The organism is Klebsiella sp. 10-1 (assembly GCF_009758445.1).
GTDB classification, from domain to species: Bacteria; Pseudomonadota; Gammaproteobacteria; order Enterobacterales; family Enterobacteriaceae; genus Klebsiella; species Klebsiella scottii.
Map to the genome: position 1 here is coordinate 459121 of NZ_WQRE01000002.1, position 24553 is coordinate 483673.

Sequence of the window (24553 nt, forward strand, 5' to 3'; positions counted from 1 at the left end):
CAAATTGTAATTAGTGTAGTGTCGGCTTGCGTACTTCTGGTGCGGTTGGCTGCTGGCGCGAGAAGGTTTCATGGCACAGCAGCGCGGCAACGCGTACGTACTCGATAATCTCTTCTAACGACATCTCCAGCTCTTCCTGGTCTTCGTCTTCGTCGTAGCCCAGTTGCGCAATGTTGCGCAGATCGTCGATAGCTTCGCCGGTTTCATCTTTGACTTTATCGAGCTTCGGCTGAGTCACCCCAAGGCCTAGCAGGAAGTGGTTAACCCAACCGGCCAGCGCATCGGCGCGTTCAAATACGGTCACGCTATCCCCTTCCGGCAGATAGAGCTGGAACAGAAAGCCATCGTCTTCCAGCGAGTCGCTGGTTGCGGAATGCATGTTGCGCAGAGACTGCGCCAGCTCGTGGCCAAACGCGAGACCTTCGTTAGTCAGGTCATGCACCAGCGGCTGCCAGCTGCTGTCTTTATTGCCGCCGCACAGGATACCGCTGATCAAACCGTGCATTTCGGCCGGGGTTAAGCCCACGCCCTGTTGGTTCAGTAACTGGTCTACGGCGTGGTAACCAGGCATTTCGTTCTGTATAGACATGCGCATTCGTCATCGTTGGGAGGAATATTCATGATATGCTACCACTTTGGACCCTGGTGAACCAGAATAGGGCTTGTACCTTCGCATCAGGGTAGCTATAGTGTCGCCCCTTCGTAGCCCGGGGTATGGGCGTGAAGGCCGCGCAGTCAATCAGCAGGAAGGTGGCATGTCTGCACAACCCGTCGATCTCCAAATTTTTGGCCGTTCACTCCGCGTGAATTGCCCGCCTGAACAAAGGGATGCCTTGAGTCAGGCAGCTGACGACCTGAATCAGCGGTTGCAAGATTTAAAAGAACGCACTAGAGTCACAAATACTGAGCAGCTGGTCTTCATCGCCGCGTTGAACATCAGCTATGAGTTAACTCAGGAAAAAGCGAAAACCCGCGACTACGCCTCCAGTATGGAACAGCGTATTCGGATGCTTCAGCAGACCATCGAACAAGCGTTGCTTGAGCAAGGTCGCATAAGCGAAAGAACCGGGCCGAAGTTTGAATAACACTTTGCAATTAACTGTGTTAGAGTAATCGCAAGAACAAAATTTCTCTGAGATGTTTGCAAGCGGGCCAGTCCCCTGAGCCGATATTTCATACCACAAGAATGTGGCGCTCCACGGTTGGTGAGCATGCTCGGTTCGTCCGAGAAGCCTTAAAACTGTGACGACGCATTCACCTTGAACCAAGGGTTCAAGGGTTACAGCCTGCGGCGGCATCTCGGAGATTCCCTTCTTTTAGCGCTTCATTTCGCACGACTTCGCTTTCAGCATTTCACCTTCTGTGTATTACACTACGCCTACATGCATAACCGGCTCACGTCGTGACGTGATAATGCCAAATCAGGCGATCTATCATGACCCAAATTTCTGATACCCGCTCAACCCGACAGCAGATTCGCCAACACATCCGCCAGCTTCGACGCGCGCTGACGCCTGAACAGCAGGCACGCTTCGCCGGGCTTGGCGCGAACCGCATGATGGCCTATCCGCCGGTGACCCTCGCGCGAACCGTCGCGCTGTTTCTTTCATTTGACGGCGAGCTGGATACCCAACCGCTGATTGAACAGCTGTGGCGGGCGGGAAAACGCGTCTATCTCCCCGTGCTCCACCCTTTCAGCCCGGGAAACCTGCTGTTTTTGCACTACCATCCGCAAAGCGATCTGGTGATAAACCGCCTGAAAATTCACGAGCCACAGCTTGACGTGCGCGACGTTCTGCCGCTGTCCCAGCTTGATGTGCTGATTACGCCGCTGGTCGCCTTTGACGCGCTCGGTCAGCGCCTGGGAATGGGTGGGGGATTTTACGACAGAACGCTGCAAAACTGGCGGCAGTATCATCTGCAGCCCGTCGGCTACGCCCACGACTGCCAGCAGGTCGACGCGCTGCCGACGGAGCAGTGGGATATCCCGCTGCCCGCGGTGGTTACGCCGTCGAAAACCTGGAGCTGGTAAAGCGCCGGGTTAACCGACGCGGATGACGCTTTAAGCTGATTCAGGCAGGCCGCTAGCCAGCCCGCCAGTCGCAAAAAGATTAGAACAACAGACGCGCGCGGATGGTGCCCGGAATCGCCTTCATTGCCAGCAGCGCCTGCTGCGCCACATCCTCTTCGGCTTCAATATCGATAACCACATAGCCCATCTGCGGGGTGGTTTGTAGATACTGCGCCGCGATGTTGATGCTCTGAGCGGCAAAGATCTGGTTGATTGCGGTCAGGACGCCCGGACGGTTTTCGTGGATATGCAGCAGACGGCGGCCGCCGTGCAGCGGCAGCGACACTTCCGGGAAGTTAACCGCAGAAAGAGTTGAGCCGTTGTCGGAATACTTCGCCAGCTTGCCCGCCACTTCCAGACCGATGTTCTCCTGCGCTTCCTGGGTAGAGCCGCCGATATGCGGCGTCAGGATCACGTTGTCGAACTCGCACAGCGGCGAGGTGAACGGATCGCTGTTGGTCGCCGGTTCGGTAGGGAAGACGTCAATTGCCGCGCCTGCCAGATGCTTGCTCGCCAGCGCATCGCACAGGGCCGGGATATCGACCACGGTGCCGCGAGAGGCGTTGATCAGCAGCGCGCCAGGCTTCATCAGCGCCAGCTCTTCCGCGCCCATCATATTTTTGGTGGAGGCATTTTCCGGCACGTGCAGGCTCACCACGTCGCTCATGTTCAGCAGGTCGGAGAGATGCTGCACCTGGGTGGCGTTACCGAGCGTGAGTTTACTTTCAATATCATAGAAATAGACGTGCATCCCCAGCGATTCGGCCAGAATGCCCAGCTGCGTACCGATATGGCCGTAGCCGATAATACCCAGCTTTTTGCCACGCGCTTCAAAGCTGCCGACCGCCAGTTTGTTCCACACGCCGCGGTGCGCTTTGGCGTTAGCTTCAGGGACGCCGCGCAGCATCAGCAGCAGCTCGCCAATGACCAGTTCGGCAACGGAGCGGGTGTTAGAAAACGGGGCGTTAAAAACGGGGATACCGCGTTTGGCCGCAGCGTCCAAATCAACCTGATTGGTTCCGATACAGAAGCAGCCGACGGCGACCAGTTTTTCTGCGGCAGCGAAAATCTCTTCCGTCAAATGAGTACGGGAGCGCAGGCCAATGAAATGGGCATCACGGATCGATGCTTTCAGCGCTTCGCTATCCAGCGCGCCTTTGTGAAATTCAATGTTGGTATAGCCTGCAGCGCGGAGGTTATCCACCGCTTTTTGATGCACACCTTCAACCAGCAGAAACTTAATCTTGTCTTTTTCCAGTGATACCTTAGCCATTTCCCCGTCCTGTTTTTGTCTTATCTGATGTCGTGCGGAACGACACTTCATCCCAGCAACATATCAAAAAAAACTATCGCGGCAATATGAACGTTTGCGTCGACGTCCTGAAGAAATATCACTCAGAGGGAAATAGCAGGACAAAAAACCAGAAAGGGAAAGAAAGGTAGATTGTTACTCAGGCTAGTTGCATAAATGTGACAGAAGTCACCAAATTCAGCCTGGAGAAAAAATATTTGCGAGGGAGCGATTCGCGCTCCCTCCGATCGGATTATTTTACGATGGTTTTAACGCCATCGGCGGTGCCGATCAGCGCGACATCGGCGCCACGGTTGGCAAACAGCCCCACGGTCACTACGCCAGGGATACCGTTAATGGCATTTTCCAGCGCGATCGCGTCGAGGATTTCGAGGCCGAAAACGTCGAGGATAACGTTACCGTTATCGGTGATCACGCCCTGGCGGTACTCCGGACGGCCGCCGAGCTTCACCAGTTCACGCGCCACGGCGCTACGAGCCATAGGAATAACTTCTACCGGCAGCGGGAATTTGCCGAGGATATCGACCTGCTTGGAGGCGTCGGCGATACAGATAAACTTGTCCGCAACCGAGGCGATAATCTTCTCGCGGGTCAACGCCGCGCCGCCGCCTTTAATCATCTGCATATGGCCGTTGATCTCATCGGCGCCGTCAACGTAAATTCCCAGACGGTCGACGCTATTGAGATCGAAAACCGGAATGCCAAGGCTTTTCAGTTTTTCGGTGGAGGCATCGGAGCTGGAAACGGCACCCTCGATCTGCCCTTTCATTGTGCCCAGCGCATCAATAAAATGCGCGGCCGTGGAGCCGGTGCCGACACCGACGATGGTGCCCGGCTGTACATACTGTAATGCCGCCCAGCCTACTGCTTTCTTCAGTTCATCTTGCGTCATGATTATGGTCCGAGATGTGAATACCTGAGGCGCATTATAGAACATCAGGGGTGTTATTGTCCCTGCGACGGGGATCACACAACTGAGCAGACTATTTTCGTCTTCATCAAAAAGAAATTTATGTCATAGTGCAAGTTAATGAAAAGTTATGGGGGTACGCCAGAGCAATGAAACGACCGGACTACAGAACACTACAAGCGCTGGACGCGGTGATAAGAGAACGTGGGTTTGAGCGCGCCGCGCAGAAGCTATGCATTACACAGTCCGCCGTCTCTCAGCGTATTAAACAGCTGGAAAACATGTTCGGCCAGCCGCTGCTGGTGCGTACCGTACCGCCGCGTCCTACCGAGCAGGGGCAGAAGCTGCTGGCCCTGCTGCGCCAGGTTGAGCTGCTGGAAGAGGAGTGGCTGGGTGATGAACAAACCGGATCCACGCCGCTGCTGCTGTCGCTGGCGGTGAACGCCGACAGTCTGGCGACCTGGCTGCTGCCGGCGCTCTCCAGCGTGCTTTCCGACTCCCCTATTCGCCTGAACCTGCAGGTGGAAGACGAAACCCGCACCCAGGAGCGCCTGCGCCGCGGCGAGGTTGTCGGGGCGGTCAGTATTCAGCCGCAGGCGCTGCCAAGCTGCCTGGTCGATCAGCTCGGGGCGCTGGACTACCTGTTTGTCGCCTCGAAAGAGTTTGCGCAACGCTATTTTCCCAACGGCGTAACCCGCTCGGCGCTGCTCAAAGCGCCGGTGGTCGCCTTCGATCATCTCGACGACATGCACCAGGCGTTTTTGCAGCAGAACTTCGATCTGCCGCCGGGCAGCGTGCCTTGTCATATCGTTAACTCATCGGAGGCCTTTGTGCAGCTCGCACGCCAGGGCACCACCTGCTGTATGATCCCGCATCTGCAGATTGAGAAAGAGCTGAACAGCGGCGAGCTTATCGATTTAACGCCGGGCCTGTTCCAGCGCCGGATGCTCTACTGGCATCGTTTCGCGCCGGAAAGCCGGATGATGCGCCGGGTCACCGATGCGCTGATTGCCTACGGTCACAAGGTGCTGCGCCAGGACTAAACGCCGGGCATAAAAAAAGCCACTTCAGCTGAAGTGGCTTTTTTGCATCTGGCTTACTGCGCCGCGGCGGCCGGTTTCTCCGGCGCCGCCGGCTGGGCTGGCTGCAGCTCAAAGACCACATCCACCTGATCGTCAAACTGAATCGTCGCCTGCTCGTAGGTTTCCTGGGCGGAAACCGGCGCGGCATCGGCGGCTTTCATCATGCGAACCATCGGGCTCGGCTGATAGTTCGAGACATGGTAGCGAACGCTATAAACCGGGCCCAGCTTGCTATGGAAGCCGGCAGCCAGCTCCTGAGCCTGGTGCACGGCGTCGTCGATCGCCGCCTTACGCGCCTTATCTTTATAGGCATCCGGTTGCGCAACGCCCAGCGATACGGAGCGAACTTCGTTCAGACCGGCCTTCAGCGCGCCGTCCAGCAGACCGTTAAGCTTGTCCAGCTGGCGCAACGTCACTTCGACAGTGCGCACGGCACGGTAGCCTTTCAGGATGCTTTTGCCATTCTGGTAATCATAGTCAGGCTGGGTGCGTAAGTTCGCGGAGTTGATATCCTTCTTGGCGATGCCGTTCTTTTCCAGGAAAGAGAGGTATTGCGCAACGCGGTCATCGGCCTGCTTTTTCGCCGATGCGGCATCTTTCGCGGCAACGTTGACCTCAATTGCCAGGGTCGCAATATCGGGCGCCGCAGCAACGCTGGCGGTCCCCGAAGTCACAATGTGGGGGCCATTTGGCAATTCATTTGCCTGAGCTGCCATTGAGCTGAATCCGATTGCTGCCGCCAGGGCCATGAGCTTTAACTTCACTGTCGTTTCTCCATCTACATTGGTCGCCCATATACGGACGCATGCCAGCAAGCTTAACGCGTATAAGCGAAAAGTCCATCGGACTAAGCCTGGTTGACCAGCGCCTGTACGTGTAAAAAGCCATCTTTCGCCAGCTGGACGGCGATCAGCCACATCACCAGGCCAACCAGCACGTTAATGATCCGCTGCGCCCGGGCGGTGCGCAAACGCGGCGCCAGCCAGGCCGCCAGCAGAGCCAGGCCGAAGAACCACAGGAACGAAGCGCTGATGGTGCCGAGCGCAAACCAGCGCTTCGGCTCAACCGCCAGCTGCCCGCCCAGGCTGCCGAGCACCACGAAAGTATCGAGATAGACGTGCGGATTCAGCCAGGTTACCGCCAGCATGGTGACAATAATTTTCCAGCGCCCCTGCTTCATCACCTCCGCGCTCGCCAGTTCCAGATTGTTACTAAAAGCCGTTTTCAGCGCGCCGAAACCATACCATAACAGGAAGGCCACGCCGCCCCAGGTTACCAGCGCCAGCAGCCACGGCGACTGCATCAGCAGCGCGCTGCCGCCAAAGATACCGGCGCAGATCAGCAGCAGATCGCTAATGGCGCACAGCAGCGCAATCATCAGATGATACTGGCGGCGAATCCCCTGATTCATTACAAACGCATTCTGCGGGCCAAGCGGCAAAATCATAGCCGCTCCCAGGGCAAGCCCCTGAAAGTAATACGATAACATAGTGGTTTTTCCGATGAGGTCGTTAATGCAGGTGAATATAGCGCGAACAAATCATTAGAGGAAATTGATAATATTAATCATTAATAAGCCAGGCTAATAATACAGATACAATAAAGGCCAGCAGGTGCTGGCCTTAGGTTATTGCTGGCGCTGAGCTACTCCGCCTGCTCCTGCGGACGGATAACGTGCACGTCCATCTGCGGGTACGGGAAGCTGATACCGTTGGCATCAAAGTCGCGCTTGATACGCTCCAGAACATCCCAGTAAACGCTTTGCAGATCGCTGCTCTGGCTCCAGACGCGGATCACGTAGTTAACCGACGACGCGCCCAGCTCATTCAGGCGTACGGTCCTTTCACGATCTTTCAGGATACGATCGTCTGATTCGATAATATTGGTCAGCAGCTGTTTCACTTTATCAATATCGGCATCGTAGGCAACGCCAATAATAAATTCGTTGCGGCGAACCGGCTCACGCGAAAAGTTAATGATATTACCGGCGATAATTTTACCGTTCGGGATCACCACAATTTTGCCATCGGCAGTACGCATGGTCGTGGAGAAAATCTGCACGTTCAGCACGGTACCGGCCACGCCGCCGAGATCGACGTATTCACCCGCGCGGAACGGGCGGAACATCACCAGCAGCACGCCAGCGGCGAGGTTAGACAGCGAGCCCTGCAGCGCCAGACCAACGGCTAAACCGGCGGCACCGAGTACGGCAATCACCGACGCCGTCTGCACGCCTACGCGGCCTAAGGCGGCAATCAGGGTAAAGGCGATAACAGCGTAGCGCACCAGCGCGGAAAGAAAATCGGCAACGGTGGCATCAATCTTACGCGCCAGCATCAAACGATTAACCGTGTTCGACACCATGCGCGCCACGATCATCCCGACGATAATAATCGCGATCGCCGCGACGATGTTGACGGCATAGCTCAGGAGCAGCTCCTGATTACGCACCAGCCATGAGCTGGCGTTGTGTATGCTATCGGCAACGTTCAAATCTTCCATTTAACATTCCTTATAAATACCCGGGCGGGAAATAAAAAACCAGGCCTGCAAAACGGCAGGTAGGTTAAGGGTAAACAATAAGCACGTATTTTGCCAAGCCGATCACAGTTTCTCCCTGGAATATCCTTTTGAGTAGAAACGAAAAAGCCCGCAATTAAGCGGGCTTCAGGGTAAGAAACGGAATTTTCTTACAGAACGTCGATCGCGTTCAGCTCTTTAAATGCCTGCTCCAGACGAGTCACCATGGACGTCTGAGCAGCGCGCAGCCATACGCGCGGATCGTAGTATTTCTTGTTCGGCTGGTCTTCGCCTTTCGGGTTGCCCAGCTGGCCCTGCAGGTAAGCTTCGTTAGTTTTGTAGTACTGCAGGATACCGTCCCAGGTTGCCCATTGGGTATCGGTATCGATGTTCATTTTGATCACGCCGTAGCTTACGGAGTCTTTGATTTCCTGAGCAGAAGAACCGGAACCGCCGTGGAAGACGAAGTTCAGGCTGTTGTGCGGCAGGTTATGTTTCTTAGAAACATATTCCTGAGAGTCGCGCAGGATAGTCGGGGTCAGAACCACGTTGCCCGGTTTGTACACGCCGTGTACGTTACCGAAGGAAGCAGCGATGGTGAAACGCGGGCTGATCTTGCTCAGTTCAGTGTACGCGTAATCAACGTCTTCCGGCTGGGTGTACAGGGCAGAAGCGTCCATGTGGCTGTTGTCCACGCCGTCTTCTTCGCCGCCGGTGCAGCCCAGTTCGATTTCCAGGGTCATGTCCAGTTTGGCCATGCGCGCCAGGTATTTAGAGCAGATTTCGATGTTTTCGTGCAGGGACTCTTCGGACAGGTCAATCATGTGGGAAGAGAACAGCGGTTTGCCGTGAGCGGCGAAGTGTTTTTCACCCGCGTCCAGCAGACCGTCGATCCACGGCAGCAGTTTCTTCGCGCAGTGGTCGGTATGCAGAATAACCGGCACGCCGTAGTGTTCAGCCATCTGGTGAACGTGATGCGCGCCAGAGATAGCGCCCAGGATTGCCGCACCCTGAGGAACGTCGGTTTTAACCGCTTTGCCCGCGATGAACGCAGCGCCGCCGTTAGAGAACTGAACGATAACCGGAGATTTAGCTTTTGCAGCTGCTTCCAGAACGGCGTTGATGGAGTCAGTACCCACACAGTTAACCGCTGGCAGTGCGAAGTTATTCTCTTTAGCTACCTGGAACACTTTCTGAACGTCATCACCAGTGATCACGCCAGGTTTTACGAAATCAAAAATTTTAGACATGTTACGTAGTCCTGTATCTTCGGCCGTTTCTGCTCGTCACAATTCGTGCTGCCAGTGCGTTGGCTCTTCTCGCTTACCGCCGCCGCTAACTTGCGTAAGCCGCCGGGGTTCGCCGTGTCGCTGCCTTCCGGCAACGCGAATTATTTAGAGCGACAATTGAATAGAATTTGAAAAACAGGCGGTGTTACCCGCCTGTACAAACTTACTTCTTAGCGCGCTCTTCGAGCATTGCTACTGCTGGCAGTACTTTGCCTTCCACGAATTCGAGGAACGCGCCGCCGCCAGTAGAGATGTAGGAAATTTTGTCCGAGATGCCAAACAGGTCAATTGCAGCCAGGGTATCGCCGCCGCCTGCAATGGAGAAAGCTTCGCTGTCGGCGATAGCGTTAGCCACGATTTCAGTCCCTTTACGGAAGTTCGGGAACTCGAACACGCCGACCGGGCCGTTCCACAGAATGGTTTTGGCGTTTTTCAGGATATCAGCCAGCTTCTGCGCGGAAACGTCGCCGAGGTCCAGAATCTGCTCTTCATCTTTGATGTCGTTAACAGATTTCAGGGTTGCGGTCGCAGTTTCGGAGAATTCAGTCGCTACGCGAACGTCGGTCGGAACCGGGATGTCGCAGGTAGTCAGCAGACGCTTAGCTTCGTCAACCAGGTCAGCTTCGTACAGGGATTTGCCGACGTTGTGGCCCTGAGCGGCGACGAAGGTGTTGGCGATACCGCCACCGACAATCAGCTGGTCAGCGATTTTAGACAGGGAGTCCAGAACGGTCAGCTTAGTGGAAACTTTAGAACCACCGACGATGGCAACCATCGGGCGAGCCGGCTCTTTCAGCGCTTTACCCAGCGCGTCCAGCTCTTCAGCCAGCAGAGGGCCGGCGCAGGCTACGTCGGCAAATTTACCGATACCGTGGGTAGAAGCCTGGGCACGGTGGGCGGTGCCGAATGCATCCATAACGAACACGTCGCACAGCGCCGCGTATTTTTTAGACAGCTCTTCGTCGTCTTTCTTTTCGCCTTTGTTGAAGCGAACGTTTTCCAGAACAACCAGTTCACCGGCGGCAACTTCAACGCCGTCCAGGTAATCTTTAACCAGACGTACCGGGCTGGACAGTTTGTCTTTCAGGTAATTAACAACCGGCAGCAGAGAGAATTCTTCGTTGTACTCGCCTTCGGTCGGACGACCCAGGTGAGAAGTGACCATCACTTTAGCGCCCTGCTTCAGAGCCAGCTCAATGGTCGGCAGAGAAGCACGAATACGCGCGTCGCTGGTTACTTTACCGTCTTTAACTGGTACGTTCAGATCGGCACGGATAAAAACGCGTTTACCAGCCAGATCCAGATCGGTCATCTTAATTACAGACATGGTGAATCCTCTCAATTTGATTCATAAAGTTTTGCAGACGCCATGCGCTTCATCCTGCAAGCTGCCTCTTTGCTGGCTGCCCCACTCACCCCAGTCACCTACTTTGTAAACGCCTGGGATTCATTCAGCTGCCGCCTCGACGCAACCTGAAGATTCCGTACACGGTAAGTCTTACCTGAAACCTTGAGCGGCCATCGCTAACGTCGTGTCGAGCATCCGGTTAGCAAAGCCCCATTCGTTATCGCACCAGACCAACGTTTTGATCAAATGCGCTCCACTCACCCGCGTCTGGGTGCCATCAACGATGGCGCTGTGCGGATCGTGGTTAAAATCTGTCGAGACTAACGGTAATTCCGTATAGTCAACTATACCATGAAATGTTCCCTGCGCTGCTTTTTGCAGCAACTGGTTGACTTCACTAGCCTTTACCGGTTTTTTCACCGTTACGCTCAGGTCGATCGCCGTCACATTTATCGTCGGTACACGAACCGCAATCGCTTCAAAACGGTCGTTAAACTGAGGGAAAATACGCGCGATCCCCGCCGCAAGTTTAGTATCAACCGGAATAATTGACTGACTGGCCGCACGCGTACGGCGTAAATCCGGATGATAGGCGTCTATAACCTGCTGATCGTGCATGGCGGAGTGGATCGTCGTTACCGTCCCTGACTCAATGCCGTAGGCATCATCTAGCAGTTTAATGACCGGAATAATGCAGTTGGTGGTGCAGGAGGCGTTGGAGACAATGCGGTGCTCTGCACGTAGCTCATCATGGTTAACGCCGAACACGACGGTGGCATCGAGATCGTTACCCCCGGGATGCGAAAAGATGACTTTCTTCGCCCCAGCCTGAAGATGGGCTTCGCCATGCTCACGGCTGCCGTAAACCCCGGTACAATCAAGTACGATATCAACCGCCAGCTCTTGCCAGGGTAGCGCCTCTATTGAAGCTTCGTGCAGCAGGCGAATGACGTCATCGCCAACGTAAAGCTGCTCTCGCTCCTGGCGAACGTCCCAGGCAAAGCGCCCATGGCTGGTGTCATATTTCAACAAGTGCGCGATGCCCGCAGCATCCGCCAGCTCGTTGATTGCCACCACGGTAATTTCCGCACGACGCCCGGATTCATATAAAGCGCGAACCACGTTGCGTCCTATGCGACCGAAGCCATTAATCGCAATGCGTATGGTCATAGGTCTCCTGCAAGGTTATCCCTGATGTGAGGTGGCTGACAGAGTAATCCAGCAACGCCCGGAGGGAAACCTTACCCGTCGCAAACTGCGACTGATTGATTAATTGTCGAACATTTAGACGACTGAAACGCTTCAGCTAGAATAAGCCAAACGAGGAATAAAAGGAATGCTTGTCCAGCACGAGAAGCCTGTAATCTGACCTACATCACATTTTCACTGGAATAATATGCAGCTTCATGACGAGCATCGGGAATAACAGCAACAAAAAAGCCGGGCGTTAGCCCGGCTCATTCTTATACTCGCGTCGCGGCGCGCGTTGCTCAGAACTACAGCAGCGCTTTCGCCTTAGCGACAACGTTCTCAACGGTGAAGCCGAACTCTTCGAACAGCAGCTCGGCCGGCGCAGACTCGCCGAAGCTCGTCATGCCGACGATAGCGCCGTTCAGGCCCACGTATTTGAACCAGTAGTCGGCGATACCCGCTTCCACCGCCACGCGAGCCGAAACCGCTTTCGGCAGCACCGATTCACGGTACGCCGCATCCTGCTTGTCGAACGCGTCGGTGGACGGCATGGATACCACCCGCGCCTTCACCCCTTCCGCAGACAGCTGGTCCCACGCGGCAACCGCCAGCTCAACTTCTGAACCGGTGGCGATGAAGATCAGCTCCGGCTGGCCGGCACAATCTTTCAGCACGTAGCCGCCGCGGGCAACGTTCGCCAGCTGCTCTGCCGTACGCTCCTGCTGCGCCAGGTTCTGACGCGACAGGATCAGCGCCGTCGGGCCGTCGTGACGCTCAACCCCGTATTTCCACGCAATCGCCGATTCCACCTGGTCACACGGACGCCATGTGCTCATGTTCGGCGTCACGCGCAGCGAAGCCACCTGCTCGACCGGCTGGTGCGTCGGGCCGTCTTCCCCCAGACCGATGGAGTCGTGGGTGTAGACCATCACCTGACGCTGCTTCATCAGCGCCGCCATACGCACCGCGTTACGGGCATATTCCACGAACATCAGGAAGGTGGAGGTGTACGGCAGGAAACCGCCGTGCAGGGAGATACCGTTGGCAATCGCGGTCATCCCGAACTCACGCACGCCGTAATGGATATAGTTACCCGCGGTGTCTTCGTTGATGGCTTTCGAGCCGGACCAGATAGTCAGGTTCGACGGCGCCAGGTCAGCTGAGCCGCCGAGGAATTCAGGCAGCAGCGGGCCGAAGGCTTCAATCGCATTCTGCGACGCTTTACGGCTGGCAATTTTCGCCGGGTTAGCCTGCAGCTTCGCGATGAACTCGTTCGCTTTCGCGCCGAAGTCGGCCGGCATCTCGCCTTTCATACGACGGGTGAATTCAGCCGCTTCCTGCGGGAAGGCGCTGGCGTAGGCCGCGAACTTCTCGTTCCAGGACGCTTCTTTTGCCTGACCGGCTTCTTTTGCATCCCACTGCGCGTAGATGTCAGACGGGATTTCAAACGCCGGGTGATGCCAGCCCAGCGCCTCGCGGGTCAGCGCGATTTCCGCGTCGCCCAGCGGCGCGCCGTGGGAGTCGTGGGTACCGGCTTTGTTCGGCGAACCGAAGCCGATGATGGTTTTGCACATCAGCAGGGACGGTTTGTCGGTCACCGCGCGCGCTTCTTCCACCGCGCGTTTGATGGCGTCGGCGTCATGGCCGTCCACGCCGCGCACCACGTGCCAGCCGTAGGCTTCGAAACGTTTAGCGGTATCGTCGGTGAACCAGCCTTCAACGTGACCGTCGATGGAGATGCCGTTGTCGTCATAGAACGCCACCAGCTTGCCCAGCTTCAGGGTACCGGCCAGGGAGCACACTTCGTGAGAAATGCCTTCCATCATGCAGCCGTCGCCCATGAACGCATAGGTGAAGTGGTCAACGATATCGTGGCCCGGACGGTTGAACTGCGCCGCCAGGGTTTTTTCGGCAATCGCCATCCCGACCGCGTTGGCAATCCCCTGGCCCAGCGGGCCGGTGGTGGTTTCAACGCCGGCGGTGTAGCCGACTTCCGGGTGGCCCGGGGTTCTGGAGTGCAGCTGACGGAAGTTTTTCAGTTCTTCAATCGGCAGGTCATAACCGGTGAGATGCAGCAGGCTGTAAATCAGCATCGAGCCGTGGCCGTTGGACAGCACGAAGCGGTCGCGGTCAGCCCAGGTCGGGTTGTTCGGGTTATGATTCAGGAAATCACGCCACAGGACTTCGGCAATGTCAGCCATACCCATCGGGGCACCCGGGTGGCCGGATTTGGCTTTCTGTACCGCGTCCATGCTCAGCGCACGAATAGCGTTAGCAAGCTCTTTACGTGAGGACATTTTGACTCCAGTTCGGACTGTTGAAGGCCATACCCTTAACGACTTGACGAGAGCGCGTTTTGGGCTACGCCAGAAAAAAGTGTCAACAATGTAACCCAAGCGACAAAGCATGTACATGGAGCATCCTTTTGTGGTTTAAGAAATCTCCGGAACACGTTGTGCTGCCCCGGAATCCTCTCGCCCGTATCACGCAATACTCTTTATAATTTGTGCAGGATGCGACATGCTTATCGTCGCCTTTTTCAGACAAAAAATCGTAAGATTGTGGAAGATAAAAATGAAAATTCGCTCAACTATTCTTGCCCTTGGGATTGCAGCAACCCTTACCGGATGTCAGAACATGGACTCCAACGCCCTCCTCAGCTCCGGCGCCGAAGCTTTTCAGGCTTATTCTCTGAGCGACGCGCAGGTCAAAACCCTCAGCGACCAGGCCTGTAAAGAGATGGATAGCAAGGCTACCCTTTCGCCGGCCGGCAGCGAATACAGCAAGCGTCTGAATAAAATCGCCGCCGCGCTGGGCGACAATATCAACGGCCAGCCGGTCAACTACAAAGTCTATGAAACCAAAGACGTCAACGCGTTTGCGATGGCTAACGGCTGCATCCGCGTCTATAGCGGCCTGATGGACATCATGAACGATAACGAAGTGGAAGCGGTTATCGGCCACGAAATGGGCCACGTCGCGCTGGGTCATGTGAAGAAAGGCATGCAGGTGGCGCTCGGCACCAACGCCGTTCGCGCCGCCGCCGCGTCGGCGGGCGGTATCGTCGGCAGCCTGTCGCAGTCTCAGCTGGGCGCTCTGGGCGAAAAGCTGGTGAACTCGCAGTTCTCCCAGCGCCAGGAGTCCGAAGCGGACGACTACTCCTACGATCTGCTGCGTAAGCGCGGGATCAATCCGTCGGGACTGGCCACCAGCTTCGAGAAGCTGGCTAAACTGGAAGCCGGGCGTCAAAGCACCATGTTTGACGATCACCCGGCATCGCAGGAGCGCGCTCAGCACATCCGCGATCGCATGAAGGCGGACGGCATTAAATAATCCCGGAGCCCCTCTCTGCAGCGCCAGAGAGGGGGTAACGGCTTAATACAGCGTTTTCTGCGGCGGCCCGGCAAAGCGCAGGGCGCCAATCTGCCCCATTTTGACCTCCACCACCGACGGCCCCGGCATCGCCAGCGCTTCGGTCATCACCGACTGGAAATCCTCCGCCCGCTCAACGCTCCACGCCTGCAGGCCGATGGCCTGCGCCAGCAGCGTGAAGTCCGGGGTATGCAGCTCGTTGTAATACTGGCGGCCGCCGAAATACTTATCCTGAATCCCGCGCATCACGCCGTAGCCGCCGTCGTTCATAATCAGCAGAGTGACGTTAGCTTTTTCCTGCGCCAGGGTCGCCAGCTCCCCCAGATTCAGGCTCAGCCCGCCGTCGCCGACGAGGCCGACCACCTTACGCTGCGGATTGGCAATCGCCGTGCCGATCGCCATCGGCAGGCCCATGCCAATGGCTCCGGCCAGCGAGTGGATGTTCATTAACGGGCCGTGGGCGCGGAACAGACGGCTCCCCCACAGGCTGCCGGAAACGGTGATATCGCGCACCAGGATCCCGTCGTCAGGCAGCGCCTGGGCGATGGCGTCGTTCAGCTGCGCGTAGGCGCCGCACTGCTCGCGCAGCCCAATCTCCGCCAGCGCGACCGCCTCTTTGACCTGCGCATCCCACTGGACATTACCCCATTCACGCCCCTGCGCTTTTTCCGCCAGCGCCGCCAGCAAAGTGGCACAGTCGGCGATCAGCGTGTTATCCATCAGATAGTTACGGCTGGCCGCCGCCGGATCGATATCAATCTGCACCCTTGGCGACGGCAGCTCCAGGGTCCAGGAGCGGGTTTCGTTGCTGCGCAGGCGCGAGCCCGCCACCAGGGTAAAGTCACATTGCGCCATCAGCGCTTCAACGGACGGCGAATTGTGGAACGCGCGCAGGCTGGCGCGGTGCCCGTCCGGCAGCACACCGCGGCCGTGGGTGCTGGAGATCACGGTCATTCCGGCATCGGCCAGTTTTTTCACCGCCGCCGCGCTGCCTATTGTTCCGCCGCCCAGCCACAGCAGCGGCCGTTTAGCCTGCCTGAGCTGCGCCCACAGCGCATCGACGGCGGCGCTATCGGCAGCCGCAGCCGGGGCCGCTTTCAGCGCGGCGGTCACCAGCGATGCCGGGATTTTAGCGCCCTGAATATCAATCGGGATCTCAACCGAGACCGGACCGCACGGCGGCGTTTGCGCCTCCTGAATCGCCTTATGCAGGATAGCCAGCGCCTGGCTGGCGTTGCTGATGCGGTACGCGCGCTTCGAGCTGGCCTTCAGGAAGGTCAGCTGGTCGCGGGTTTCGTGAATAAAGCCGGTGTCGGCATCGAGCCAGGTTTTCTCCACCTGACCGGTGAGGTGCAGCAGCGGCGTACAGGCGTTCATCGCCTCCACCAGCGCCCCTACCGCGTTGCCGGCCCCCGCGCCGGTGCTGGTCAACGCCACGCCCAGTCCGGAAAAGCGCCCGTGGGCGTCGGCCATAGTGACCGATCCGGCCTCACCGCGCGCCGGAACAAAGCGGATATTTCCGCGCTGGCCTACCGCATCGGCGATCGGCAGGTTGTGAATAGAGATGACGCCGTAAATAGCCTCAACGTTGTACTGCTCCAGCGTTCTGGCGATGGCTTCGCCGACGGTTATCATTTCGCTCATTGCACACCCTTCTCTTAGTCGCACCAGTGGTTGACGCTATTACCCGTCGCCAGATAAATGCTCTTTTGTTGCATCCAGGCCTTGAGCCCCTGAATCCCTTTTTCGCGGCCCAGGCCGCTCTCTTTAAAGCCCCCGAACGGGGTGGAAATGGAGAAAACCTTGTAGGTGTTGATCCACACCGTCCCGGCTTCCAGGCGATCGCTTAAGCGCAGGGCGCGTCCGCTGTCCCGCGTCCAGACCCCTGCCGCCAGGCCGTAGACGGAATCATTGGCTTCGCGGATCAGCGCCTCCTCATCGCTGAAGGTCATCGCCACCAGCACCGGGCCGAAGATCTCCTCCCGGCAGGCGCGGGCCGCGTTGGTCAGCCCTTCAACGATGGTCGGTTGAAAATAGCTGCCTGCCGCCAGCGTCGGGTCCGCCGGGATCTCGCCGCCGCACAGCACCCGGCCGCCTTCGCGTTTAGCCAGCTCGACGTACTCCAGCACGCTGTCGCGGTGCTTAGCATTAATCAGCGGCCCGACGTGGGTTTCTGCGCTAAACGGATGGCCGATTCTGAGCCCGCGGGTCAGCTCCAGCAGGCGCGCCATCAGCTGCGGGTAGACATTTTCATGCACAAACAGCCGCGAGCCGGCGATGCAGGCCTGGCCGCCGGAGCTAAAGATGCCGTAGCAGATGCCCCGCGCCGCCTGCTCAATATCGGCATCTTCCAGCACGATAGTCGGCGATTTTCCGCCGAGCTCCAGCGACGCCGGGATCAGCTTTTCCGCCGCTACGTGCGCCAGATGACGTCCGGTGCTGGTGCCGCCGGTAAAGGAAATTTTGCGGACCTTGGGATGGCGGGCCAGCGCGTCGCCAATCACCGATCCTTTACCCGGCAGCACGCTGAGCAGACCCGCCGGCAGGCCGGCCTGTTCGAAGATCCGCGCCAGCTCCAGCGCCATCAGCGGCGTGGCCTCCGCCGGCTTGAGGATCACCGCGTTACCGGCGGCGATCGCCGGGGCCACTTTTTGCATCTCGCTGGCGATCGGCGAGTTCCACGGCGTGATTGCCGCCACCACGCCCAGCGGCTCGTAGCGGCTGAGCGTCAGCAGATCCGCCTGCCGGGGGGTCGGCAGTTCGCCCTCCAGCAGTTCGCAGGCGGCGGCAAAGTAGCGGGCGCTGCCCGCCGCGCTCATCACCAGGCCTCGCGCCTCCGCCAGCGGCTTGCCGTTGTCGCGGCTCTGCATCCGCGTCAGCTCCTCAAGGCGGGATTCGATAATATCCGCCACTTTATGCAGGATCTTTGCCCGCAGATGGGGCAGCATGCTGCGCCACGCCGGCTGGCGCCAGGCGCTTTCGGCCAGCGCGATCGCCTCATGCAGATCGTCAAGGCTTGCCGCATGAAGCGCGGCGTTTACCGAGCCGTCGGCCGGAAACAGGCTGTGCATCAGGTTGCCGCCGCCGTAGCGCCAGCGACCGCCGATAAAAATCTTTAACTCATCCATCGCCGCCTCTTTGCGCTATGCCAGTTCGCGGCAGGCGCGAACCGCGCTCAGTGCCGCCAGGGTGGAAGTTTTTGGGTTGCTGGCGAGCGGTAATCCGCTGAGCTCCAGGTGGAACTCGCCAAACGCGCCCTGTACATGCAGCGTATGGGTATTGCGTTTGGTCGTCGGATCGACCATCAGCTGTACCCGGGTATCGTCCATCCCGATGCCGCCCAGCGCGACGGTTGCCGCAACGTTGGCGTTCGCCGGAAACAGACGAGCCGCTTCGCGCGCGCTGCCTTCAAAAAAGATTTTTGCTTCACTGACCGCGTTGAGGTCGATGAGCATTTCCGCATAGCTGCCGCGCCAGCTGGCTGGGCTTTTGCGCGACCGGTAGGTCACCTGCTCAAGACCGCCCTCTTTCGCTGCCGCCAGGCCGTCGATACCGGCCACGGCTCCGGCAAGCAGGGTTAGCCGGCCTCCGGCGCTCGTTAAACGTTTTTCCAGCTCGCTATCCGCCAGCGCGCCGGTGGAGATCACCGCCAGATGCCAGCCGCGCTTGAGAATAGCTTCGCCAAACTGCGCCACCGCCTGCTGGCTGGCGCACTCCAGCACCAGATCCGGGGTTTGCGTACAGGCCTGCGGGTCGTCCAGCGCCACCACCGCGTCGCCGAAGCGTTGGCGGATCGCCGCGTGATGCGCCTCGCGCGCCACCACCCAGCCCAGAGCAACCTGCGGCGGCAGGCGTTCAATCACCGCCTGCGCCATCGCGCCATAGCCGATGAGCATGATCTTTTTCATCTCAACTCCTTACAGATGGCGGCAAAAGCCGCCGGAGACATCCAGCGCCGCGCCGGTAGTAAACGACGCCAGCGGCGAGGCGAGGAACAGCAGCGCCTGTGCCGGTTCCTGCGGTCTGCCGAGACGCGCCATCGGAATGCCGCGCCTGCGCGCGATATCCGCCGTCCACTCGGGCCAGCTCTGACTCCTGTCCGTGCGGTTTTCAAAGCGCCGCTGCCACTGCCCGGACTCCACCATGCCGAGCAGAATGGAGTTCACGCGAATGCCTTTGGCTATCAGATCCTTCGACAGCGTCAGGGTCATGTTGAGCAGCGCCGCGCGGGCGGCGGAGGTGGCGATCATGTGCTCCTCCGGCTGCAGCGCCAGCAGCGAGTTCACGCAGGTGATCGAGGCGATATCCGAGCGCTCAAGCTGCGCCTGAAAGGCTTTTACCGGGTTAATCACCCCGAACAGCTTGAGCTCAGCCTCATGCAGCCACGCCTCCCGCGGCGTATCGGCGAAGTGCGCCACGTACCCCTGGCCGGCGTTATTAATCAGCATGTCGGCATCGCCAAAGCGGGCCGCTACCGCCTCGGCAAAGCCCCGCACCTCGTCTTCTTTCAGCACGTCGCAGCGGTAAGAGAAGACCTCCGCTCCGGGATATTCGTTTTGCAGCGCCGCATGGGCGCCGGCGAGCCGGTCCGGATCGCGGCCGCAGAAGGCGACCTTCGCCCCTTCGGCCAGCAGCAGGCGCAGCGTTTCAAAGCCAATCCCTGACGACCCGCCGGTAACCACCGCTACGCGGCCTTCAATTTGTGCATTCATCGCGCACCTCTTCCCTTACCCGTAAAAGCTGTTGATTGAAAAATATGTCGTTATCGAGATAGCTGGCGTGCCCCGCTCGCGGGATGCCGACGAACGGCATGGCGTAGCGCAGCGCCAGCCCCTGCACCAGCTCCGGCTGGGTAATGGCATCCTGCTCACCGCACCACGCCTCAAAGCGGCCGCCAAAATCGCCAAGCCAGCGGTGAATATCGTCATGGGCCAGCATCCACGCCGCGGCAAGATAGCCCTCGGCGCGCAGCCTGCGCATGCCGGCGGCGACGACGACGACGTTGGCCTCATCCGTACAGGGGTGCAGCAGCTTCGCGGCCCGGCTCTGCGCCATCGCTTCGCCGCCGGAGGCCATCTGCTGCCGGCGGCCCAGCCAGATTTTTTCACGCTGCGCGGCTTCTGCCCGGCCGTAGCCCTGAGCGGCATCGGCCAGCACCAGGCGCAGAACGCGCCCGGGATACTTTGCCGCAAAGGCGCTGGCCACCAGCGCGCCCAGCGAGTGGCCCACCAGCACCGCCTGCTCAACGCCGGCGCTGTCCAGCAGGCGCGCCAGCGCCTCGGCATAGTCGCCGGCATCGGCTTGTGCGACCGGCAGCATCGGGCTTTCGCCATAACCGGGCATATCCCAGGCCAGCACGCGGTAGCCGGGCAGCGCCATCTGCTTATGCCAGGAGGCCGCGCCGGAGCTGATACCGTGCAGCAGCACCAGCGGCGTGCCGCTCCCCTGTTGACGAAAACCCGTCATACCGCCTCCTTAACCGCGCTTCACTTTTGACAGGGGATGATCTTCCGGATAGGTCGGGATATTCGGCTTGCGGGTGCCGAGCATCACGCACATCAGCGCTTCCTCTTCGCCGTGGTTAAACAGCCCGCGGTAGATCCCCGCCGGGACGGAGATCAGGTCGCGCTCGCGCAGCACGGTTTCGGTGTAGCTGTCGCCGTCCTGAACCATCAGGGTTATCTGCCCCTTGAGCATGAAAAACACCTCTTCGACATCGTCGTGCAGGTGCAGCGGCCCTTCGCACTTCGCCGGCAGCACCATGGTGGAGAAGGTGAAGTTCTCCGCCGCCACGGTATTGGTGTCGTTGGCGACGCCGGTGGCGCCGGTGCCGATGTAGCGCATCTGGGCGCGGCGGTATTTCGGGTCGAAATCGGCCTGGAACTTCAGCGCATTCCAGTCATATTTGCGTCCTTCAAAGCGCGCGATACGCGACTCAATCCACTCTTCCATCGTCAGGTGCTCAGGCTTGAGGCCCTGTTTTGCAGTTACGCTTGAATCTGTCATCGTCTTCTCCTCAGTAACGTCTTAGCAGCGGCAGCAACAGGAGACAGCCTACGACCGCCATCACCGCCAGAAAGATCAGTCCGGAATCCATGCTGTGGGTGAAGGCGATAAGCGCGCCCATCACCGCAGGCGACAGGGCGCCGGCAAAGTTTCCCAACCCGTTGAAAATCCCACCCGCCGTGGCGCTGACCCGGGGATGGGTCGCCTTCGCCAGCAGCGCAAAAATATTGGGGGCGCCGGTTCCCCACATGAAGGTGCTAAAGCTCATCGCCGCGATAACCGTTAGCGGAGTGGTGAAGTGCATCACCGCCGCCAGACCCACCGCCGCTCCGGCCAGCGAGATAAAGCAGGCGGCCGCGCGTTTATCCACCCGGTCTGAAAGCCACGCCCCGATGATTTCGCCGAGCAGCATGGCGATAAACGGCATCGACGACAGCCAGCCGGCGTGCTCCAGGTGGATACCCTTGCCCTTAACCAGGTAGCCGGGAAGCCAGCCGTTGATGCCCCACAGATAGGCCAGGAAAGCGATATTGAAGACGCAGATCATCCAGAAGTGCGGACTGACAAACAGCTCCCGGCGGGCGCTACGCCGCTCTTCCTGCGAACTCTCGGCTGCGGACGTTTTGCCCTCCAGCTGGATCCCGCGCAGGCCGATACGGACAAAAATCAGCACCGGCGCCGTCAGCATCGCCATCGCAAAGAAGGTGCTTTGCCAGCCGAAGGTGCTGAGCAGCCAGATGGAGAGCGGGAAGCCGATGGCCGCGCCAACCGGCGTACCGAGCAGCCACAGCATGGTGGCGCGCGCCTGCAGACGCTGCGGGAAGGTGTGGCGCACGATGGCGAAGGCCAGCGGAAACAGCGGCCCTTCGGCGATACCGAGCAGCACGCGCAGCACGATCATGGCGCTGTAGCTGTGGGTGAATCCCATCATCACCATCAATACGCACCACGCCACCATCATGCCGGTGAGCAGGCGCAGCGGCGCGATGCGGTCTCCCAGCCCGCTGAGCAGAACCGAGGAGAAACCGTAGCTCAGTAAAAAAGCGCTCATCAGGATGCCGAGGCGGGTGGTATCAAAATCGATGCCCATCGCCTGCTGGAAATGGCTATCGGAAAACAGCGCCGCGATGCTGATTTTGTCGAAGAACGCCAGCAGCACGCAGGCCAGTAACGACAGCGGAATGGCCCAGCGAACCGCTTTTTCAGGCGCGTGGACGCCCTCACCGCCCGCCACGGAGGGCGCGGTGTTGGTCTCTAATGTGGTCATCTCTCCCCCTTAAGGGTGCGCGGGTGTTATCGCAATGACATCAGCGAAAAGGTCAGATCGTCGAGCGGCACGGCGGAAAGATCCCTCCCCGCCGCCATCCAGCGCTTCGCCAGCTTGACGGCGCGCGCATCGTTAAACGCCACCAGCTGGCTGAGGCGGCCGTCGCCAGCGATCGAGAAAAACAGCGGCCCTTTGGGATCGCGGCGAACCACCGTCCGGGTTCCCGGCTGCGGAATACCGAGGATCTGAATATTGTGCGCGTATTGATCCGACCACAGCCACGGCGCTTCGTCGTAGCCCTCAGCCTGCGGATCGAGCATCGCTTTTGCCGTCGCCACCGCCTGATTCTGGGCAAAGGCCCACGACTGAATGCACAGACCGAACCGGTGATGGCGGGCGACATCGCCGGCGGCGAAAATAGCCGGATCCGCGGTCCGCCCCTGGGCGTCGACCACGATCCCGCGATCGACCGGCAGGCCCGCCTCCTGCGCCAGCTCGAGGTTAAGATCGACGCCGATCCCCACCACCACCGCATCGAAGGTCTGACGTCGGCCGTCGCAGCGGATCACCGGCAGGCCGTCGCTATCTTCGAGGCCAAGCGCGCCGCACCCCGTGCGGACGTTGACCCCCTGATCCCGGTGCAGCCATTCCAGCTCCTGCGACACTTCGCCGCTCACCGAGCGCATGCACAGCGCCGGCTGCTGTTCGTATAGCGTGACCTCGACGCCGCTTTTGCGCGCCGAGGCGGCAATCTCCAGGCCAATCCAGCCGCCGCCGACGATCGCCAGCCGGGTGCTGGCCGCCAGACGCTGCTTCAGCCGCCGGGCATCCTGCCAGTGGCGCAGAGTGTAGACCTGCGGATGCTGCGCCCAGGCCTCGCCGGGCAGGCGGGCGCGGCCGCCGGTGGCGATCAGCAGGCGGTCGTAGGTTAGCCGCTCGCCGCCGCTCAGGCGCACGGTTTTGCTCTCGCGCTCGATGGCCTCCGCCCGCTGCGGGCGATACCACGTCAGGTTCAGCGCCTGCTGAGCTTCCGCGCTAAACAGACGCGGCAGCGCCGGTTCGGCCTCCAGCAGCGCCGCTTTCGATAGCGGCGGACGTTCGTAAAAATCCCACTCCTCTTCAGCGATGACGCAAATCTCGCCGTCAAAGCCTTCATCACGCAGCGTTTTTGCCGCCCAGCCGCCGGCCTGGCCGCCGCCGATAATCACTATCCGCACCGTCATACCGCCTCCGGCTTTTTCTGCTGGCGGCGGGTATCGTGGTCGATACCGCCCTCCACCGCCCACTCGGTAAAGGAAACCAGGGAGTGTTCCAGCTCGCGCGGCTGCCAGTTTTCCGTCAGATAGTCGTCGTTGGTGTAGTACTCAAACGCCCCGCCGGTCGGGCTGTTGACGTACCAGAAATAGGCCGAAGAGACCGGGTGGCGGCCGGGGCCGATAAAGGTGCTCCACTGGCTTTTGTTCATCGCGATCCCGCCGCCGATCACTTCGTGAATATCGCGCACCGTAAAGGCGACGTGGTTAAGGCCGCGCTTGCGAGTCGGCAGCTGTAATAAAAAGAGATTGTGATGACCGCCGCGGACGCCGCAGCGCAGGAACACCGCGCGGTTGATATAGCGATCGGAAACCTGGAAACCCAGCACCTCGCGGTAGAAGGTCTCTACCGCCGCCAGCTCCTCAACGAAGAACACCACGTGGCCGATGTTGATCGGCTGAGCGCGGTCATAAACCGGGCTAGGCGTATCGATCCTCCGCACGTCGCCCCACTGGTTTATCGGCTCGACCTCCAGCGCGACCGGCGTCTGCCGGCTCACCTGGACCCGCAGCGTCATGCCGTTCGGGTCCTGGCACTCCAGAGCGCCGTCCACTTCGCGAAAGGCCGGCTGCTGCGCCAGCTTCGGACGCAGCGCGTCCAGCGCCGCCTGGTCCGCCACGCCCCAGGTCATCCGGCGCAGGGTATTACCCGCCTCAAAGGCGGGCGGCAGATCCGGGCTGTTGATCGGGTTCAGCAGCACCTGAGCGCCGCTCAGGGTGGTAAAACGCCGGCCGTCGGCATCGCTCGTCAGGCCAAAATCACGCATAAATTTGGCGCTATGGGTCAGGTCGTCGACGCCAAATTCCAGCTTTTCAATTCCGGTTACACTCATCGTTCGTTGCCTCTTTACCGTTCTGTCGCCCGGATTTGG

General features: G+C 59.2%; 23 protein-coding genes and 1 other RNA gene. 5 read left to right on the forward strand and 19 right to left on the reverse strand.

Going from position 1 to position 24553, the window contains the following annotated elements; translation table 11 throughout:
* Positions 1 to 10: 10 nt before the first annotated feature.
* Entirely contained in the window at positions 11 to 589 is a 579-nt protein-coding gene (locus tag GO007_RS10245) for a YecA/YgfB family protein (protein WP_143350159.1), read from the reverse strand.
* A 166-nt stretch (positions 590 to 755) separates the two neighbouring features.
* Between GO007_RS10245 and zapA the strand changes: the two genes are divergently transcribed.
* From zapA to GO007_RS10260, 3 genes are all read left to right on the forward strand, one after another.
* A complete protein-coding gene (gene zapA, locus GO007_RS10250) occupies positions 756 to 1085 on the forward strand; it encodes a cell division protein ZapA (RefSeq protein WP_041147162.1) in 330 nt (109 codons plus the stop codon).
* 41 nt (positions 1086 to 1126) lie between these two features.
* Positions 1127 to 1310, forward strand: a non-coding RNA gene (gene ssrS / locus GO007_RS10255) — 6S RNA.
* A gap of 125 nt (positions 1311 to 1435) precedes the next feature.
* Entirely contained in the window at positions 1436 to 2032 is a 597-nt protein-coding gene (locus GO007_RS10260) for a 5-formyltetrahydrofolate cyclo-ligase (RefSeq protein WP_095099257.1), read from the forward strand.
* 79 nt (positions 2033 to 2111) lie between these two features.
* Here the strand turns inward: GO007_RS10260 and serA are convergent, their stop codons facing one another.
* Complete coding sequence (gene serA / locus GO007_RS10265) at positions 2112 to 3344, reverse strand: phosphoglycerate dehydrogenase (protein WP_045857132.1); 1233 nt, start codon at positions 3342 to 3344, stop codon at positions 2112 to 2114.
* A gap of 271 nt (positions 3345 to 3615) precedes the next feature.
* Positions 3616 to 4275, reverse strand: coding sequence for a ribose-5-phosphate isomerase RpiA (gene rpiA, locus GO007_RS10270; RefSeq protein ID WP_045857130.1), 660 nt, complete (start codon positions 4273 to 4275; stop codon positions 3616 to 3618).
* Positions 4276 to 4442: 167 nt separating this feature from the next.
* Between rpiA and argP the strand changes: the two genes are divergently transcribed.
* Positions 4443 to 5336, forward strand: coding sequence for a DNA-binding transcriptional regulator ArgP (gene argP, locus GO007_RS10275; protein WP_041147167.1), 894 nt, complete (start codon positions 4443 to 4445; stop codon positions 5334 to 5336).
* Between the two features lie 53 nt (positions 5337 to 5389).
* Here argP and GO007_RS10280 read toward each other — a convergent pair whose 3' ends face one another.
* From GO007_RS10280 to tkt, 7 genes are all read right to left on the reverse strand, one after another.
* Positions 5390 to 6139: an oxidative stress defense protein gene (locus GO007_RS10280; RefSeq protein WP_095099260.1), complete on the reverse strand. Its 750-nt coding sequence runs from the start codon at positions 6137 to 6139 to the stop codon at positions 5390 to 5392.
* Positions 6140 to 6222: 83 nt separating this feature from the next.
* Positions 6223 to 6864 carry an arginine exporter ArgO gene (argO, locus tag GO007_RS10285; RefSeq protein WP_095099264.1) on the reverse strand — a complete coding sequence of 214 codons (642 nt, stop codon included), beginning with the start codon at positions 6862 to 6864 and terminating at the stop codon, positions 6223 to 6225.
* A 155-nt stretch (positions 6865 to 7019) separates the two neighbouring features.
* Positions 7020 to 7877 (reverse strand): small-conductance mechanosensitive channel MscS, encoded by an 858-nt coding sequence (gene mscS / locus GO007_RS10290; protein ID WP_095099267.1) that lies wholly within the window; start codon positions 7875 to 7877, stop codon positions 7020 to 7022.
* A 188-nt stretch (positions 7878 to 8065) separates the two neighbouring features.
* Entirely contained in the window at positions 8066 to 9145 is a 1080-nt protein-coding gene (gene fbaA / locus GO007_RS10295; protein ID WP_045857123.1) for a class II fructose-bisphosphate aldolase, read from the reverse strand.
* A 202-nt stretch (positions 9146 to 9347) separates the two neighbouring features.
* On the reverse strand, positions 9348 to 10511 hold the full coding sequence (gene pgk / locus GO007_RS10300) for a phosphoglycerate kinase (protein WP_095099270.1): 1164 nt from the start codon (positions 10509 to 10511) through the stop codon (positions 9348 to 9350).
* A 171-nt stretch (positions 10512 to 10682) separates the two neighbouring features.
* Positions 10683 to 11702: an erythrose-4-phosphate dehydrogenase gene (gene epd, locus GO007_RS10305; RefSeq protein ID WP_041147173.1), complete on the reverse strand. Its 1020-nt coding sequence runs from the start codon at positions 11700 to 11702 to the stop codon at positions 10683 to 10685.
* A gap of 326 nt (positions 11703 to 12028) precedes the next feature.
* Entirely contained in the window at positions 12029 to 14020 is a 1992-nt protein-coding gene (tkt, locus tag GO007_RS10310) for a transketolase (RefSeq protein ID WP_095099273.1), read from the reverse strand.
* Positions 14021 to 14297: 277 nt separating this feature from the next.
* Between tkt and loiP the strand changes: the two genes are divergently transcribed.
* Positions 14298 to 15056: a metalloprotease LoiP gene (gene loiP, locus GO007_RS10315; RefSeq protein ID WP_095100098.1), complete on the forward strand. Its 759-nt coding sequence runs from the start codon at positions 14298 to 14300 to the stop codon at positions 15054 to 15056.
* 42 nt (positions 15057 to 15098) lie between these two features.
* Here the strand turns inward: loiP and GO007_RS10320 are convergent, their stop codons facing one another.
* The 9 genes from GO007_RS10320 to GO007_RS10360 are packed head-to-tail and all read right to left on the reverse strand — an operon-like array spanning position 15099 to position 24514.
* Positions 15099 to 16739, reverse strand: coding sequence for a thiamine pyrophosphate-binding protein (locus GO007_RS10320; RefSeq protein WP_095099276.1), 1641 nt, complete (start codon positions 16737 to 16739; stop codon positions 15099 to 15101).
* Positions 16740 to 16753: 14 nt separating this feature from the next.
* On the reverse strand, positions 16754 to 18223 hold the full coding sequence (locus GO007_RS10325; RefSeq protein WP_095099279.1) for an aldehyde dehydrogenase: 1470 nt from the start codon (positions 18221 to 18223) through the stop codon (positions 16754 to 16756).
* A gap of 15 nt (positions 18224 to 18238) precedes the next feature.
* Complete coding sequence (locus tag GO007_RS10330) at positions 18239 to 19003, reverse strand: aspartate dehydrogenase (RefSeq protein ID WP_095099282.1); 765 nt, start codon at positions 19001 to 19003, stop codon at positions 18239 to 18241.
* 9 nt (positions 19004 to 19012) lie between these two features.
* On the reverse strand, positions 19013 to 19807 hold the full coding sequence (locus GO007_RS10335) for an SDR family oxidoreductase (protein WP_095099285.1): 795 nt from the start codon (positions 19805 to 19807) through the stop codon (positions 19013 to 19015).
* Positions 19791 to 20561 carry an alpha/beta fold hydrolase gene (locus tag GO007_RS10340; protein WP_095099288.1) on the reverse strand — a complete coding sequence of 257 codons (771 nt, stop codon included), beginning with the start codon at positions 20559 to 20561 and terminating at the stop codon, positions 19791 to 19793. The genes GO007_RS10335 and GO007_RS10340 overlap by 17 nt, the downstream gene beginning before the upstream one ends.
* A gap of 9 nt (positions 20562 to 20570) precedes the next feature.
* On the reverse strand, positions 20571 to 21101 hold the full coding sequence (locus GO007_RS10345) for a cupin domain-containing protein (RefSeq protein WP_095099295.1): 531 nt from the start codon (positions 21099 to 21101) through the stop codon (positions 20571 to 20573).
* Between the two features lie 10 nt (positions 21102 to 21111).
* Positions 21112 to 22368: an MFS transporter gene (locus tag GO007_RS10350; protein ID WP_095099297.1), complete on the reverse strand. Its 1257-nt coding sequence runs from the start codon at positions 22366 to 22368 to the stop codon at positions 21112 to 21114.
* 26 nt (positions 22369 to 22394) lie between these two features.
* Complete coding sequence (locus GO007_RS10355; RefSeq protein ID WP_095099299.1) at positions 22395 to 23591, reverse strand: NAD(P)/FAD-dependent oxidoreductase; 1197 nt, start codon at positions 23589 to 23591, stop codon at positions 22395 to 22397.
* A complete protein-coding gene (locus GO007_RS10360) occupies positions 23588 to 24514 on the reverse strand; it encodes a VOC family protein (RefSeq protein ID WP_095099301.1) in 927 nt (308 codons plus the stop codon). The genes GO007_RS10355 and GO007_RS10360 overlap by 4 nt, the downstream gene beginning before the upstream one ends.
* Positions 24515 to 24553 lie beyond the last annotated feature (39 nt).